The organism is Acinetobacter sp. BSP-28, from assembly GCF_044130285.1.
Classification (GTDB): Bacteria; Pseudomonadota; Gammaproteobacteria; order Pseudomonadales; family Moraxellaceae; genus Acinetobacter.
In genome coordinates this window covers 56,471-71,394 of the sequence record NZ_JBIQOB010000004.1, presented here as the reverse complement: position 1 = coordinate 71,394, position 14,924 = coordinate 56,471, and the positions used below count along the sequence as shown (strand labels likewise).

Below are 14,924 nucleotides of genomic sequence, written 5' to 3'. Positions count from 1 at the left end.
TCATCATGTACGTGAGCAATGAGTAGCCATTGTATTTAAATAGCTGTCTACACAATTACACATTCCACAATGACAAGCAGCATGATACTGCTTTCTCGCAAGTTTCTCTATCTTGTTTGCTATTTCAAGCTATCTTCCGGAATTCTGACCCACCCTTCCATTAATACCCGTGCACTGCGGCTCATGACAGCCTTTTTGACCACCCATTGTCCATTTTCCTGAGCCGCTTGTGCACCCACACGTAAAGTGCCTGAAGGATGACCAAAACGTACTGCTTCACGAGCACCGCCACCAGCAGCCAGATTGACCAAAGTTCCAGGAATGGCTGCTGCCGTGCCAATGGCAACTGCTGCTGTGCCCATCATGGCATGATGCAGTTTACCCATCGACAAGGCACGCACCAGTAAATCGACATCCTGACTCTGAATATCTTTACCGCTTGAAGATGTATAGGCTTTAGGTTTTGATACAAAAGCAATTTTCGGGGTATGTTGGCGCTTTTCCGCTTCGGAAATGTCCTGGATCAGCCCCATCTGTTTTGCACCATAGGCACGGATGGTTTCAAAACGTGCCAGGGCTTGCGTATCGCCATTGATGGCATCCTGTAATTCCGTGCCCTCATAACCAATATCTTCAGCATTGAGGAAGATGGTTGGAATACCGGCATTAATGAAGGTCGCCTGGAAAGTTCCGATTTCTGGAACGTTCAGGGTATCAACTACATTGCCCGTCGGGAACATGGCTCCACCCTCTTCGCCATCATCAGCCGGGTCCAGAAATTCAATGGCAACTTCAGCTGCCGGGAAAGTTACCCCATCCAGCTCAAAATCACCGGTTTCCTGCACTTGTCCATTGGTGATCGGCACATGGGCAATAATGGTTTTTTCAATATTCACTTGCCAGATGCGGACCGTACAGATGCCATTTTCCGGAATACGTTCTGCACTGACCAGGCCATTGGAAATGGCAAATGAACCCACCGCAGCCGTTAAGTTACCGCAGTTACCGCTCCAGTCGACAAAAGGCTGATCAATCGAAACCTGTCCAAATAAATAATCGACATCATGATCTGGCTGGGCACTTTTGGCCAAAATCACGGTTTTACTGGTACTTGAAGTTGCTCCACCCATGCCATCAATCTGCTTGCCATATGGATCAGGACTACCAATCACACGCAGCAATAACTGATCACGCACTTTTCCTGCCTGCTGTGCAGCTTGCGGCAAGTCATCCAGTTTAAAGAACACACCTTTACTGGTACCACCACGCATATAGGTTGCTGGAATCTTGATTTGTGGAGCAAAACTCATTTCTCTTTTATCCTTTCATTTATCATTGTTGTACATCGCCGTCAGCAAAATGCTAAAAAGTATCATAGCGATTTTTTTATGAAATAGATGCTTTCTTGACTTAAGTATAAAAAACGAATACCAAACTTTTTTTCATCATTTACCTCATTTTATTTTATGTAATAAAAAATAAAATTAATGTATTGATTCAAAATAGGAATATATAAAATATTTTTTATATGATTATTTTTTAACAATCCCTCTCTAGAGCCCGTACTAGGCTTATACATTTCAATCTATTACAATCCATTACACTCCTTTTCCTTAACATTGTCGGGCTGAATACTTTGAACAACGAGTCTTCTAAACTTCAGCGTGGCTTAAAGAACCGTCATATCCAATTGATCGCCATGGGCGGTGCAATTGGGACAGGCTTATTCTTAGGTTCCGCACAGGTCATCCAATCTGCTGGTCCTTCCATCATTTTGGGTTATGCCATTGGTGGTTTAATCGCCTTTTTAATCATGCGCCAACTGGGTGAAATGATTGTACATGAACCTGTAGCAGGATCATTTAGTCACTTCGCCAATAAATATTGGGGCAAATTCCCGGGTTTCCTGGCGGGCTGGAATTACTGGATTTTGTACGTTCTGGTTGCCATGACTGAGCTGACTGCAGTCGCTAAATATATCAATTACTGGTGGCCTCATATTCCTGCATGGGCTTCAGTGCTGTTCTTTTTCATTGTCATTACCCTAGTCAATCTCGGCAATGTGAAGTTTTATGGAGAATCTGAATTCTGGCTTTCCATTATTAAAGTGACTGCTGTTATTTCCATGATTGTTTTCGGTTTGTATTTATTACTGACCGCAGATGCAGGATCAACGTCCTCATTTAGCAATCTTTGGTCACACGGTGGTTTCTTCCCGAATGGCTTTGAAGGCTTATTCTATATGCTGGCCTTCCTCATGTTCGCCTTCGGTGGTATTGAGCTGATTGGTATGGCGGCTGCAGAAGCGAAGGACCCTGAAAAGACCATTCCCAAAGCCATTAACCAGGTGGTGTTTCGTATCCTGATTTTCTATATTGGCTCCCTCACGATTCTTTTATCTTTAGTGCCTTGGAACCAGCTGGAACTGGGTGGTCTGGATAAAAGTCCATTTGTGATGATTTTCAGTCAATTGGGTATTGGCTGGGCAGCACATTTACTTAACTTCATTATCTTGACTGCTGCACTGTCTGTTTATAACAGTGGTATGTATGCCAATAGCCGTATGCTTTATGGTCTGTCACAGCAAGGCAATGCACCGAAAGTGTTCCTGAAAGTGAATAAACAAGGTGTGCCTATCCCTGCTGTTTTATTCTCTGCCCTGCTCATTTTCGGCTGTGTGCTTTTAAACTACTTTGTTCCAGAAGATGCTTTAGGCCACTTGATGTATGTAGTTGTGGGTGCATTGGTACTCAACTGGGCCATGATTAGTTTGACGCATTTGAAATTCAAACAAGCTGTTAATAAAGCTGCGGTTCAAACCAAGTTCCCGGCACTTTGGGCTCCTATCAGTAATTATTTGGTGCTGATCTTCATTGTGACTGTACTTTATATTATGTGGACCCAAGGTTTTAAAGAATCTGTACTGATGATTCCAATCTGGATTGTGCTGATGTTCGGCCTATTCAAAAGCCTAAATGCGAAGAAATCTTAAGCACAAAATTCATTTAAATGATTTTTAAAAGTTATTGTTTCGACAATAACTTTTTTTTTACCTGTATTTACGCTAAATTAGCTGCGCATTGCGCCCTTAGCTTAACTGGATAGAGCAGTTGCCTCCTAAGCGACCGACGTGGGTTCGAGTCCCGCAGGGCGCACAATGCTCAAAAGATATTCACTGTTCATCTAAAAAAGAATTTCAAAAAACCATCTGATTGAACCCGCTTCAAATATCCTTTCACCTCAATTTCATTATTCAAAAATTTACTTGTCCAAGATAACGAGCAGAATTTTTATACTCCCCCCTTAAGCCTAAAGATTAACTATACGGATGAATTAAAATTTAATGCCTTGAACAACTGTTTTTAAATTGATCCACATCTTAAAAAAGAGACCTAAATCACAAAACAATATTATACTTTTCACGATAAATGATTATTTTTTAATCAAACAATAATTTAAATTTAATTTAAGTTTTTCAATATCTTAATATCAAATACTCAGTAAAATTTAGATTAAAAACTCTAATATGATGATTTTTTGAACGCCACAGTTCTTCTAGAGCATTTACTCTTTTTTTTATTGTGTTATTTTTGTCACATGGAGTAACAAATGATATCTGGTTATATAACCAATATTACCAAAACAAATTCAGCGTATTCAAAACATAAATCAGCCGTAATAAATTTGTACCTCAAGGAAAGACACAGAATGAAATTAAAAACTCTTAGTACCGCGATGATTCTTGCAACCGTACCAATGACAGGTGCATTTGCAGCTGCACTAGATCGCTCAGGTCAATCTATTGCAGCATTCCTACAACCTGGTAACTATTTTGAAGCCGGTATTTCTGTTTTGGATCCAACCGTTGAAGGTAAAGCAAATGCCAATGGATCCGCTCTTTCAGATATGGGCGATGATTACTATTTTCCTTCAGCAGCACTAAAGTTACAGCTTGCTGATAATTTCTCTTTTGGTTTAATTTATGACCAACCATTTGGGGCAGATGCAGAATATTCGACTGCTGATGCAACTTTAAACCCTTTAACAGGTGAAGGATTATTCCGTAGTGCTACTGAGTCAACCAGTGTTGAAGTAGACACACAAAATATCTCTATGATTTTTGGCTTTCAGCCAACCCAAAACTGGAACATTTATGCTGGTCCAGTTTATCAAACTGTTAAAGGTGATGTTAAATTACGTGGTCTAGCATATGGCGGTAGTACTACATTTGGTTCTTATAATGCCAATATGGAAGAAGATGGTTCAGTAGGTTGGCTCGCTGGCTTTGCTTATCAAATTCCTGATATTGCCTTAAAAGCATCTTTAACTTATCGTTCTGAAATTGATCATGATGCGAAAACCACTGAAACCTTTAATACAGGTTTATTTGCAGGCCTTAACGCACTACCAAATACAGACACCTCTATCACAACGCCACAATCTATTAACTTGGATTTCCAAACCGGCATCATGGCAGATACAGTAGCATTTGCTAATGTACGCTGGGTTGAATGGTCTAACTTCTCCATTCGTCCACCTAAATTTGGTAGAGCCTCTGCAAATCCAGCAGTTGCAGCGAGTACTGGGAAACCAAATGGCTTTGATTTAGTTGCATATACCGATGACCAAATTTCTGCAACTGTAGGTGTTGGTCGTAAGCTTAGTGAACAATGGGCTGGTAACGTATCAGTAGGTTGGGACTCTGGTGCAGGCAACCCTGTATCTACCCTTGGTCCTACTGAAGGCTATTGGAATGTTGGTCTAGGTTTACAATTCAGCCCAGCACCAAACTATTTCATCGCGGGCGGTGTTAAATACTTCTGGTTAGGCGATGCTAAAGCACAATCTGGCGCACAATTTGACACTGCTAATACAGTTGCTAACTTTGAAGATAATGATGCACTTGCATATGGCTTAAAAATCGGTTATCGCTTCTAATATCATGTAATCTATTTGATGAAAAGACCATTGTACGCAATGGTCTTTTTTTTCATTCCATAACTTATTTTTAATATATTTTTCCATATGTTCTAAATTTAATCAAAAAGAATTCCCTCTATCACCCTATTTTTTTAAGTCTAATACTCTATTTTTTTACTTATAAATCATTAATATACAATAGTATTGTTAGTACTTTTACTCTATTCAAGTCCATTTTTTGAATTATATAGTTCATTTCACAAACAAAGCTGAGCATTTACTCTTTTTATTTTTATGTTACTTTTCCTTCAAATTTATTTACATAAAGCTACAACAAGGAAATGTTTCCATGAAGTTTACAGCTCTACGTTCAGCTATTTTACTTAGCTTAATCCCATCAACCTCAGTTCTTGCTGCTGGCCTAGACCGTTCTGGTCAATCAATTTCTGCTTTTTTACAGCCAGGAAATTATGCAGAAGCAGGTATTTCTGTTTTAGATCCGACTGTTGAAGGTAAAGACAACAGTGGACACAAAGTTGGTGACATGGGTGATGATTACTACTTCCCTTCTGCAGCTGTAAAAGTACAAGCTACTGACAAGATTTCTCTAGGTCTTTTATATGACCAACCGTATGGTGCAGATGCGACTTATCAAGTGGATGGTTCTAACTTTGCCAATGGTGTTGAAGGCACTTCTGTTGAAGTAAAAACCAACAATCTAACTGCTTTAATCGGTTATCAGCCAAATGAAAACTGGAATTTCTATGCAGGTCCGGTTTGGCAAACTGTTGAAGCTGATATTAAATTACGTGGTAATGCATACGCAAAACCACCTGCAGGCACACTAAGTGGTTACAACATTAAAGTGGATGAAAAAGAAGCTTACGGTTGGGCAGCTGGTTTTGCTTATCAAATTCCTAAAATTGCGCTTAGAGCAGCAGTTACTTATCGTTCTGAAATCAAGCACAAAGCTCAAGCTGAGGAAACTTTTACAACTCCATTTGGCACAAGACCAATGTTAACTGCAGGCGTGGATGCGATCACACCTCAATCGGTAAATGTTGACTTACAAACTGGTGTTGCTCCAAACACATTAGCTTTTGCTAATTTACGTTGGGTACATTGGGATAACTTTGTTGTAACCCCGAAATTTTTAGCTAATACGACTGCAGCATTAGGCGCGAAGCAAAATCTCATTGATTACACAGACGATCAATACTCTGCAACTGTAGGTTTATCTCATAAACTTAACAGCAAATGGGCAGGAACTGCAGCAGTGGGTTATGACTCTGGTGCTGGTAACCCTGTAACCACTTTAGGTCCAACTGAAGGTTATTGGAGTGTTGGCTTAGGTGGTCAATACAGTCCTGCTGAAAACTACTTTATTCAAGCTGGGGTTAAATACTTCTGGTTAGGCGATGCACAAGCTCAAACTGGCGGCGCTGTAAAAGCTGATTTTGAAGATAACCATGCCTTAGGTTATGGTCTGAAAATCGGTTACCGTTTCTAATTTGCGTTAGAAATTAGGATTAAACAAGAAAGGGCGCCATTGGCGCCCTTCTTTTATTCCATAGACTTAACAATATTAAGCTGGAATATTGCGTACTGAAGCATTACGAATAGCTTCTTTTAACGCATCATAACCATGAATAGGCGGGAACTGAGGGAATTCAGCAATCACATTTTCTGGTGCATCAAACAAGAAACCGTGGTCTGCCTCACCAAGCATCGTGGTATCGTTATAAGAATCGCCTGCTGCAATCACACGGAAGTTCAAACCGTGTAGCGCTTTAACTGCTTGGCGCTTTTGATCAGGCTGACGAAGTTTATAATCTGTGATCATGCCATTTTCATCAGTTTCTAACTTGTGACAGAAAATAGTCGGCCAATCGAGTTGCTTCATTAAAGGATGAGCAAACTCATAGAACGTATCTGAAAGAATAATCAATTGAAAATGAGTACTTACCCATTTCACAAATTCTTTTGCCCCAGGGAATGGCCCCATATCAGCAATTACTTCCTGAATATCGTTTAAGCCTAAACCGTGCTCTTTTAAAATATTCAGGCGCTGCGTCATTAACACATCGTAGTCTGGAATATCACGTGTAGTGGCTTCCAATGCTTTAATTCCTGTTTTCTTGGCAAAGTTAATCCAAATTTCTGGAACTAACACCCCTTCAAGATCAAGACATACGATTTCCATGGGCTCTCCCAATGTCAGTGAAAAATTTTGCGCTATCATAGCTTAAAATTTGATATTTCAGGTGCTGTTTTTTAAATCTATTTTATTCATAAGTATTTATTTTTAAGTGCTAAGCAGATTATTTCAATTCTATTAGAATCATTGTGAATTAAATTAATATAGGTTTTTAAGTGTCCAAGCCTATACGCCAGGAACTGTCATGACTACAATCCCTACCATTGACCTTGTTGATGCACTTGCATCTGAATATGCTGATAAATCTCCCAGCGAGATTCTGGAACTTGCCTTAAGTCAGGAAGGTGAAATTGCCATTTCATTTTCAGGGGCTGAAGATGTCGTTTTGATTGATATGGCTTCTCATTTAGGCAAACCATTTCGTGTCTTCAGTCTAGATACCGGTCGTTTACATGCAGAAACCTATCAATTTATCGACCAGGTTCGTAAACACTACAATATTGAGATCGAAATCTGCTTCCCTGAAACAGAAGCGATGCAAAAACTGGTGAGCGAAAAAGGTTTCTTTAGCTTTTATCAGGATGGACACAAGGAATGTTGTGGTATCCGTAAAGTTCAACCCTTACGTAAAAAGCTGGCAACCTTGGATGGCTGGATTACCGGTCAACGCAAAGATCAAAGTCCAGGCACGCGCAATGAAATTCCAGTCGTTCAAGCGGATGAAGGTTTTTCAGGCCCGGGCAAACAGCTGATTAAATATAATCCACTTGCCAACTGGTCTAGCAGCGACGTCTGGAACTATATTCGCATGATGGAAATTCCCTATAATCCGCTGCATGAACGCGGTTTTATTTCGATTGGTTGTGAACCCTGCACCCGTCCTGTATTGCCGAATCAGCATGAACGCGAAGGTCGCTGGTGGTGGGAAGAAGCAACCCATAAAGAATGCGGGTTACACGCTGGAAATTTAAAATAATATTTTTAAAAATCACTGTCATGCAGTGATTTTTTTTAACTTATCATTACACATTAAGCAGTTCATTTCTTTTTGAAAAAAGATATACTGAAAAAAACCTTTTCATATAATTCTAACAAGCCTGTTCATATAAGAACAGACAACGACATTGCAGTGAGGCATTCAACGCTATGCGTCCATTACACCCAATTGATTTTATTTTCCTGTCTCTTGAAAAACGTCAGCAACCGATGCACGTCGGTGGACTGTTCCTATTTCAAATTCCTGACAATGCACCTGACACATTTATTCAAGATCTCGTTGCTGATATTCGTAAATCTAAATGTCTTCCTGTTGCGCCTTTTAATAATAAACTCAATGGCCTATTTTGGGATGAAGACCAAGAATTTGATTTGGACCATCATTTCCGTCACATTGCACTACCGCATCCAGGTCGAATCCGTGAATTACTGACTTATATTTCACAAGAACATAGCGCACTGCTTGATCGAGCCAAACCGCTCTGGACCTGTAACATTATTGAAGGTATTGAGGGCAATCGCTTTGCCATGTACTTTAAAATTCACCATGCCATGGTAGATGGTATTGCCGGTATGCGCTTGGTTGAAAAATCACTGTCACATGATCCAAATACTAAAAGTATTGTACCCTTGTGGTGTGTTGAAGGTCCCCGCGCTAAACGCATTAAGACTCCCCCACAAAGCCGCATAAAAAAAATTATGGGGACGTTAAAAGAACAATTGGAAGCAACGCCAAAAGTCATGTATGAATTATCCCAGACCATCTTTAAAGATATGGGGCGTAATCCTGACTATGTTTCAAGTTTTCAGGCGCCAAAAAGTATCTTAAATCAACGCGTGAGCTCTTCTCGTCGTTTTGCCGCACAATCTTTTGAACTGGGCCGCTTAAGTAAGATTGCCAAAGCACTCGGGGTGACCATTAATGATGTGGTACTCGCTATCTGTTCCGGCGCGTTGCGTGAATATTTGCTCACTCAACATGCATTGCCGAAAAAACCGCTGATCGCGATGGTACCTGCCTCCATTCGTAATGATAATTCTGATGTTTCTAACCGCATTACCATGATTCTAGCCAATTTGGGCACAGATAAAGAAACACCATTGGAACGTCTGCAAATTATTCGTCGTAGCGTGTTAAATGCGAAACAGCGTTTTAAGCGCATGAACTCAAATCAAATTTTGAACTATAGTGCCTTGGTGTATGGTGCAGCCGGCTTGAATATTGTGTCAGGCATGATGCCTAAACACCAAGCATTCAATATTGTGATTTCTAACGTACCTGGCCCACGCGAACCGCTCTACTGGAATGGTGCAAAACTGGATGCACTTTATCCAGCTTCGATTGTGCTGGATGGACAGGCGCTCAATATTACCATGACCAGCTATTTAGATAAGTTGGAAGTGGGTTTGACAGGTTGTCGCGATGCCTTACCGAAGATGCAAAATCTGCTCACACACCTGGAAGATGAAATTCAGCGATTTGAAGAGATTGTTGGTCAAGATATCCCGCCAAAGAAGTTAAGAGCGGTGAGTTAACCGCTATTTCAAAAATAGTGAATAGTAAATTAATAAAGGGGCCTTTCAAAGGCCCCTTTATTTTGTAATTGCATGAGATTAATTTTTAATTGCACGACATTGATTTAATAGTTGATGGCAAACTGAATGAATCATGGCAGATGTAATTTGAACTTCTTTGCCCTGCTCATCCACAATATAACCACTCTGAGCTGGTTTATTCTCTAAAACATTCAAACTTTTTTTAATAATTGCTTTGCTCATACTCATGTCATACCTCTTTTTTGCTAAGCCAAAACTGGGAGATTTTGGCTTTGGCTACTGTGTATGACTAGTATTCAAAATTAAGCTTAAAAAGTAAAATTTCAGATGTAACAAGTGTTTAACGATATTCTGTTACAATTTCAGCTCAGAATGATATCATATTGCTCTTGCGTATATAGATTTTCCACCTGAAATTTGATGATACGCCCTATAAAGTGCTCTAAATCGGCCACTGCAGGTGCTTCCGCTGTTAACAATCGGTCAATCACCGAAGGGTGTGCAACCACGGTAAAACCACTTTTACATTCAAAAGCACGTGCATATCTCAAAATTTCCCGAAAAATTTCGTAACACACCGTCTCTGCCGTTTTCACATAGCCGCGTCCCTGACAAGTTGGACACGATTCACATAATAAGTGCTCTAAAGATTCACGAGTACGCTTCCGGGTCATTTCCACCAGGCCCAGTTCCGAAACCTGGGTAATTTTGGTTTTGGCATGATCACGTTCCAGCATACGCTCAAACTGGCTCATCACCTCTTCACGATGCTGGGCTTCCTGCATATCAATGAAGTCAATAATGATAATGCCACCCAAATTGCGTAAGCGCAGCTGACGGGCAATGACTTGAGTCGCTTCCATATTGGTTTTAAATACGGTGTCTTCTAAAGTCCGGCCACCGACGTAGGAACCGGTATTGACATCAATGGTAGTCATAGCTTCAGTCTGGTCGATCATCAGATAGCCACCCGACTTCAGTGCTACGCGTGTTTGCAGGGCCTTCTGAATATCTTCTTCAACATTATATAAATCAAAAATAGGACGTTCACCCGGATAGTGAACCAGCCGGTCCTGCATGCTCGGCACAAACTCTTGCACAAATTCTTGCAACTTAGCATGTATTTCGCGTGAATCGACAGAAATTTTAGAAGTATCTTCATTGGCCAAATCACGAATGACCCGCTGTGGCAGCGGCAGTTCTTCAAAAATCAGTGAAGGGACGGCAATGCTTTTTTGCTTGCGTTGAATAAATTCCCAAAGCTTGGCCAAATACGCCATATCCTGCGCAATTTCAGCTTCAGGAATCCCCTCTGCCGCCGTACGGACAATGACGCTGCCGGGTAATTTATGCTCGCTTTGAATCCGTTCGATCATTGAACGCAGCCGGTCTCGTTCTTCTTCTGATTCAATGCGTTGTGATACACCAATATGATGACCATAAGGCATCAATACCAGATAACGTGAAGGAATGGAAAGATCGGTAGAAAGACGCGCCCCTTTGGTCCCGAGCATATCCTTCATCACTTGCACCGTGAGAATCTGACCGGGTTGCAGCAGTTCAAAAACGTTGGGGGTCGGTTGATTGCGGGGCCAGACCATATCGTTGATATGGAGGAAGGCGGTTCGAGAAAGACCAATATCAACAAAAGCAGCCTGCATACCCGGAAGTACACGCACCACTTTGCCTTTATAAATATTGCCCACCAATCCACGCTTAACCGTACGCTCAACAAATAATTCATTGACCGTGCCGTTCTGGATTAAGGCCACACGACATTCCATAGGTGTGACGTTAATCAACAACTCGTCAGACATAATAAAACTCAAAACATTATAAAAATTCTTTTTGAGGTCAGTTAATTTAGTGCCTTAACTGCCTGTAATAACTGTACGGTTTCATGTAAAGGCAAGCCCACGACATTGCTATAACTGCCTTCGATACGGGCAATATAACGCGCTGCGATGCCTTGAATGGCATAAGCACCCGCTTTGCCTAGGGGCTCTCCTGTTGCCCAATAACTTTCCATATCATTGAGACTTAACTTTTGAAACTCAACCTGTGTTCGTACCACTATACTTGATTTTTTTGTACTTGTACGCACACAAACACCTGAAAACACATCATGCTTGCGCCCAGAAATGCGCTGCCACATTTCAAAAGCATGTTGTTTTGATTCAGGTTTACCTAAAATCTGATTATCCACACCTAAACTGGTGTCAGCGGCGATGACGATGGCATCCGGAAATTGCTCCAATACAGCTTGAGCCTTGCTACAGGCTAAACGCTCGACATAGGCGGCAACATCTTCTCCGTCAAGAATAGATTCATCGATATCCGGACTATAAATCTCGAATTCTAAACCTAACTGTTGCAGCAGTTCCCGACGCCGTGGAGAACTCGAAGCCAGAATTAAACGCGCCATTTTTTAAGCATAAAATACATGACAGGGAAAACCAGCACACTGCTCAATAAAGGCTGCCAGTGTCGGGTAATGGAAAATTGCAAGCCACCCATCGTTTGGGCAATCCAGATCACAAATAAATGTGCCATTACTGCCAGAAAGCTAATCACCCAGAGATTGCCAAAGGTCATGATGCGTCGTTCACGGGTTAAAAACCGGACAATAAAGGTAATCAACACAAAACTTAGTGCATTCATGCCTAAAGGGGCATCCACCAGCAGGTCGGTAAACATGCCGGTGGCAAAGGCAAACCAGATTCCGCACCATGTAGGTTGGCACATCACCCAAAATAGCATGAGCAGCAACATGAATAAGGGACGTGCACCTGACACGGCATAAGACAATGGATAAACCATCAGCACCGAACAGACAATGACTGAAACAATAATCGCAATTAAAGGATCCCGATTGCTTTCAGCCCTTAATTTAGCGAGTGGCATGCGGCTGCTCCATCGCTAATGAATCAGAAAAAAGGACAACGACATGATGTCCACCGGCCAATTGTGCGGCTGGAATGACTTCAATCTGGGCAAATTCACCCGAATTATGCCGGTTAACTTTAGACACTGTGCCGACCAGATAGCCTGCAGGGAAATGTGCACCCAAACCTGAGCTATACACTTTTTCACCGACCTTGACATTGGCACTGGTCGGAACATATTCCATCTTCAAATGACCTAAATCACCTGTACCCGATACAATGGCACGCATCCCGGTATGTTCCAAACGCACAGAGAGAGAATGTTCTTTATCGGACAGCAACATAATACGGCTACTATGCGAATTGACATTGATGATCTGCCCCATAATTCCTTTATCGTCCAGTACGGTTTGACCGACCTTGAGCTGACTGTTGGAACCACGGTTAATCACAATAATATGCCGTAGCGGATCGGCATCTGTACCGATGACTTCTGCAATTTCCATGCGCCCATCAATAATCAAAGGCGTATCCAGCAGACCTCTTAAACGGGTATTTTCGGCAGAAAGTTCAGATAATTTTTGCAAACGAACCTGAGCCTGTAACAACTCGGCTTGCATCGCGGTATTTTCACGACGTAACTGGGCTTCAGACTTGGTTTGTTGATTGAGCCATTCTCGCGATAACACCGGATAACTTGCAAGGGCATAAATAGGATTATATGCCGCATACAAGACATCACGTGCGGGCTGAATCACATGGGGCATGCGCCAGTTAAAAAACAGCACCACCAGACATGTAATCACCGCAATGATAAATGAGCGAAAAGATGGCGGTTGTCGAGAAAACAGTTGTGTTTGCACCGCCTGATCCCTAACTTAACCTACAAATAACATGTCGTGATTTGGATTGTCGAAGAATTCCAGAACCTTGCCACCACCACGAGTCACGCAAGTCAACGGATCTTCAGCCACAACCACAGGTAAACCGGTTTCTTGTGCAAGAAGTTTGTCAAGGTTACGTAATAATGCACCACCACCTGTCAACACAATGCCACGTTCTGCAATGTCAGAAGACAATTCAGGCGGTGTTTGCTCAAGTGCAGATTTAACCGCAGACACAATATTTTGTAATGGATCTGAAATCGCCTGGGTAATTTCGTCTGAAGTCACAGTAATGGCACGAGGAACACCTTCAGCCAGATTACGACCGCGCACTTCAATCTCAAGTGTTTTTGAGTCTGGATCTGGCAAGGCCATACCAACTTCTTTTTTAATCACTTCGGCAGTCGTTTCCCCAATCACACAACCATGCGCTTTACGCACATAATTAATGATTTGTTCATCAAAGACATCACCGCCAATACGTAGCGAGTCTGCGTAAACACAGCCCTGTAATGAAATGATTGCAATTTCAGTCGTACCACCGCCCACATCGACCACCATCGAACCACATGCCTGTTCAACGGGCATACCGGCACCAATTGCAGCAGCCATCGGCTCTTCAATCAGGCGAACATCACGTGCACCGGCATTGAAGACTGCTTCACGAATGGCACGGCGCTCAACCAGCGTTGATTTGCAAGGAACACAAACCACAACACGCGGTGCAGGCGGGAAAAGACGTCTTTCATGCACTTTACCAATAAACTGGTTCAGCATGGTTTCGGTCACTTCAAAATCGGCAATCACACCATCTTTCATCGGGCGGATTGCAGAAATATTTGCAGGTGTACGACCAAGCATTTGTTTAGCATCAAGACCAACAGCGGCAACGATTTTTTGTGAACCACTATGACGAATTGCCACAACTGTCGGTTCATTTAATATAATGCCTCGTCCTGGTGCATAAATAAGTGTATTTGCTGTACCTAAATCAATGGCTAGATCGGGCGAAAACAAGCCAATTAGTCTTTTTAGAATCACGGAGACGTTCTCGATTAAACTTTATGTGGACGCAAGGTGGCAACTTTAACTAAATGTGATGATTTGGACAAGTCAATCGCTTATTATAACGCACGATATTTTGAATTTTTTTAATACTGATTAGGTAATATTATGTCTACATCGGATGCACAGCATTCTGCAGATTTAAATGCACAAACAGTTTCAGCAATCGCACATCTTGCCCGATTGTCGCTTAATGATACGCAATCTGCTGAATATGCTCAAAGTCTAAATAAAATTTTAGGCATGATGGAAACCTTAAAAGGCATTGACACTGAAGGTGTCGAGCCGCTTAAAAGTCCATTTGACAATCCACAGCCCTTACGTGAAGACGTGGTTTCTGAAGAAAATCATCGTGAAGAATATCAAGCTGTTGCACCGGCAACACAAGATGGCTTGTACCTTGTTCCACGCGTGATTGAATAATCTTTATTCAGTTAAACCATTTTATTAAATTAAACG

General features: G+C 41.7%; 14 protein-coding genes and 1 tRNA gene. 7 read left to right on the top strand and 8 right to left on the bottom strand.

From position 1 onward, the window contains the following. Positions 1-119: 119 nt before the first annotated feature. Positions 120-1,310: a 2-methylaconitate cis-trans isomerase PrpF gene (gene prpF / locus ACE01R_RS03935; RefSeq protein ID WP_395546499.1), complete on the bottom strand. Its 1,191-nt coding sequence runs from the start codon at positions 1,308-1,310 to the stop codon at positions 120-122. A 326-nt stretch (positions 1,311-1,636) separates the two neighbouring features. Between prpF and ACE01R_RS03930 the strand changes: the two genes are divergently transcribed. The 4 genes from ACE01R_RS03930 to ACE01R_RS03915 all read left to right on the top strand — a co-directional run bounded on the left by ACE01R_RS03930 (position 1,637) and on the right by ACE01R_RS03915 (position 6,430). Further along, positions 1,637-2,992 carry an amino acid permease gene (locus ACE01R_RS03930; RefSeq protein ID WP_395546488.1) on the top strand — a complete coding sequence of 452 codons (1,356 nt, stop codon included), beginning with the start codon at positions 1,637-1,639 and terminating at the stop codon, positions 2,990-2,992. A 90-nt stretch (positions 2,993-3,082) separates the two neighbouring features. Then, positions 3,083-3,155: transfer RNA gene (locus ACE01R_RS03925), tRNA-Arg, on the top strand. 553 nt (positions 3,156-3,708) lie between these two features. Then, positions 3,709-4,938: an OmpP1/FadL family transporter gene (locus ACE01R_RS03920; RefSeq protein ID WP_395546486.1), complete on the top strand. Its 1,230-nt coding sequence runs from the start codon at positions 3,709-3,711 to the stop codon at positions 4,936-4,938. Positions 4,939-5,269: 331 nt separating this feature from the next. Continuing rightward, on the top strand, positions 5,270-6,430 hold the full coding sequence (locus ACE01R_RS03915) for an OmpP1/FadL family transporter (RefSeq protein WP_395546484.1): 1,161 nt from the start codon (positions 5,270-5,272) through the stop codon (positions 6,428-6,430). Positions 6,431-6,505: 75 nt separating this feature from the next. Here ACE01R_RS03915 and thrH read toward each other — a convergent pair whose 3' ends face one another. After that, positions 6,506-7,123 (bottom strand): bifunctional phosphoserine phosphatase/homoserine phosphotransferase ThrH, encoded by a 618-nt coding sequence (thrH, locus tag ACE01R_RS03910; protein ID WP_395546482.1) that lies wholly within the window; start codon positions 7,121-7,123, stop codon positions 6,506-6,508. A gap of 199 nt (positions 7,124-7,322) precedes the next feature. Here thrH and ACE01R_RS03905 point away from each other — a divergent pair, with 199 nt between their 5' ends. Beyond that, positions 7,323-8,054 carry a phosphoadenylyl-sulfate reductase gene (locus ACE01R_RS03905; protein ID WP_395546481.1) on the top strand — a complete coding sequence of 244 codons (732 nt, stop codon included), beginning with the start codon at positions 7,323-7,325 and terminating at the stop codon, positions 8,052-8,054. A 170-nt stretch (positions 8,055-8,224) separates the two neighbouring features. Beyond that, positions 8,225-9,610, top strand: coding sequence for a wax ester/triacylglycerol synthase family O-acyltransferase (locus ACE01R_RS03900; protein ID WP_395546459.1), 1,386 nt, complete (start codon positions 8,225-8,227; stop codon positions 9,608-9,610). Positions 9,611-9,688: 78 nt separating this feature from the next. Here the strand turns inward: ACE01R_RS03900 and ACE01R_RS03895 are convergent, their stop codons facing one another. From ACE01R_RS03895 to ACE01R_RS03870, 6 genes are all read right to left on the bottom strand, one after another. Further along, on the bottom strand, positions 9,689-9,859 hold the full coding sequence (locus tag ACE01R_RS03895; protein WP_395546434.1) for a PA1571 family protein: 171 nt from the start codon (positions 9,857-9,859) through the stop codon (positions 9,689-9,691). Positions 9,860-9,993: 134 nt separating this feature from the next. Then, the gene (gene rng, locus ACE01R_RS03890; protein ID WP_180081933.1) at positions 9,994-11,448 is read right to left on the bottom strand and encodes a ribonuclease G; all 1,455 of its coding nucleotides are present in this window, start codon (positions 11,446-11,448) and stop codon (positions 9,994-9,996) included. A gap of 41 nt (positions 11,449-11,489) precedes the next feature. Further along, positions 11,490-12,056 (bottom strand): Maf-like protein, encoded by a 567-nt coding sequence (locus tag ACE01R_RS03885; RefSeq protein WP_349927388.1) that lies wholly within the window; start codon positions 12,054-12,056, stop codon positions 11,490-11,492. After that, positions 12,044-12,535, bottom strand: coding sequence for a rod shape-determining protein MreD (gene mreD, locus ACE01R_RS03880; protein ID WP_086196908.1), 492 nt, complete (start codon positions 12,533-12,535; stop codon positions 12,044-12,046). The genes ACE01R_RS03885 and mreD overlap by 13 nt, the downstream gene beginning before the upstream one ends. Further along, the gene (gene mreC, locus ACE01R_RS03875) at positions 12,522-13,379 is read right to left on the bottom strand and encodes a rod shape-determining protein MreC (protein WP_086196909.1); all 858 of its coding nucleotides are present in this window, start codon (positions 13,377-13,379) and stop codon (positions 12,522-12,524) included. The genes mreD and mreC overlap by 14 nt, the downstream gene beginning before the upstream one ends. Before the next feature lie 15 nt (positions 13,380-13,394). Continuing rightward, positions 13,395-14,441: a rod shape-determining protein gene (locus tag ACE01R_RS03870; RefSeq protein ID WP_395546335.1), complete on the bottom strand. Its 1,047-nt coding sequence runs from the start codon at positions 14,439-14,441 to the stop codon at positions 13,395-13,397. A 132-nt stretch (positions 14,442-14,573) separates the two neighbouring features. Between ACE01R_RS03870 and gatC the strand changes: the two genes are divergently transcribed. Continuing rightward, entirely contained in the window at positions 14,574-14,888 is a 315-nt protein-coding gene (gene gatC / locus ACE01R_RS03865) for an Asp-tRNA(Asn)/Glu-tRNA(Gln) amidotransferase subunit GatC (RefSeq protein WP_395546333.1), read from the top strand. The last annotated feature ends 36 nt before the right edge of the window (positions 14,889-14,924 follow it).

What these genes read in the sequence shown, in the direction of transcription:
- prpF (WP_395546499.1), bottom strand. Translation starts at nt 1,310, where the DNA reads ATGAGTTTTGCTCCACAAATCAAGATTCCAGCAACCTATATGCGTGGT.
- ACE01R_RS03920 (WP_395546486.1), top strand. Translation starts at nt 3,709, where the DNA reads ATGAAATTAAAAACTCTTAGTACCGCGATGATTCTTGCAACCGTACCA.
- ACE01R_RS03915 (WP_395546484.1), top strand. Translation starts at nt 5,270, where the DNA reads ATGAAGTTTACAGCTCTACGTTCAGCTATTTTACTTAGCTTAATCCCA.
- thrH (WP_395546482.1), bottom strand. Translation starts at nt 7,123, where the DNA reads ATGGAAATCGTATGTCTTGATCTTGAAGGGGTGTTAGTTCCAGAAATT.
- ACE01R_RS03905 (WP_395546481.1), top strand. Translation starts at nt 7,323, where the DNA reads ATGACTACAATCCCTACCATTGACCTTGTTGATGCACTTGCATCTGAA.
- ACE01R_RS03900 (WP_395546459.1), top strand. Translation starts at nt 8,225, where the DNA reads ATGCGTCCATTACACCCAATTGATTTTATTTTCCTGTCTCTTGAAAAA.
- ACE01R_RS03895 (WP_395546434.1), bottom strand. Translation starts at nt 9,859, where the DNA reads ATGAGTATGAGCAAAGCAATTATTAAAAAAAGTTTGAATGTTTTAGAG.
- rng (WP_180081933.1), bottom strand. Translation starts at nt 11,448, where the DNA reads ATGTCTGACGAGTTGTTGATTAACGTCACACCTATGGAATGTCGTGTG.
- ACE01R_RS03885 (WP_349927388.1), bottom strand. Translation starts at nt 12,056, where the DNA reads ATGGCGCGTTTAATTCTGGCTTCGAGTTCTCCACGGCGTCGGGAACTG.
- mreD (WP_086196908.1), bottom strand. Translation starts at nt 12,535, where the DNA reads ATGCCACTCGCTAAATTAAGGGCTGAAAGCAATCGGGATCCTTTAATT.
- gatC (WP_395546333.1), top strand. Translation starts at nt 14,574, where the DNA reads ATGTCTACATCGGATGCACAGCATTCTGCAGATTTAAATGCACAAACA.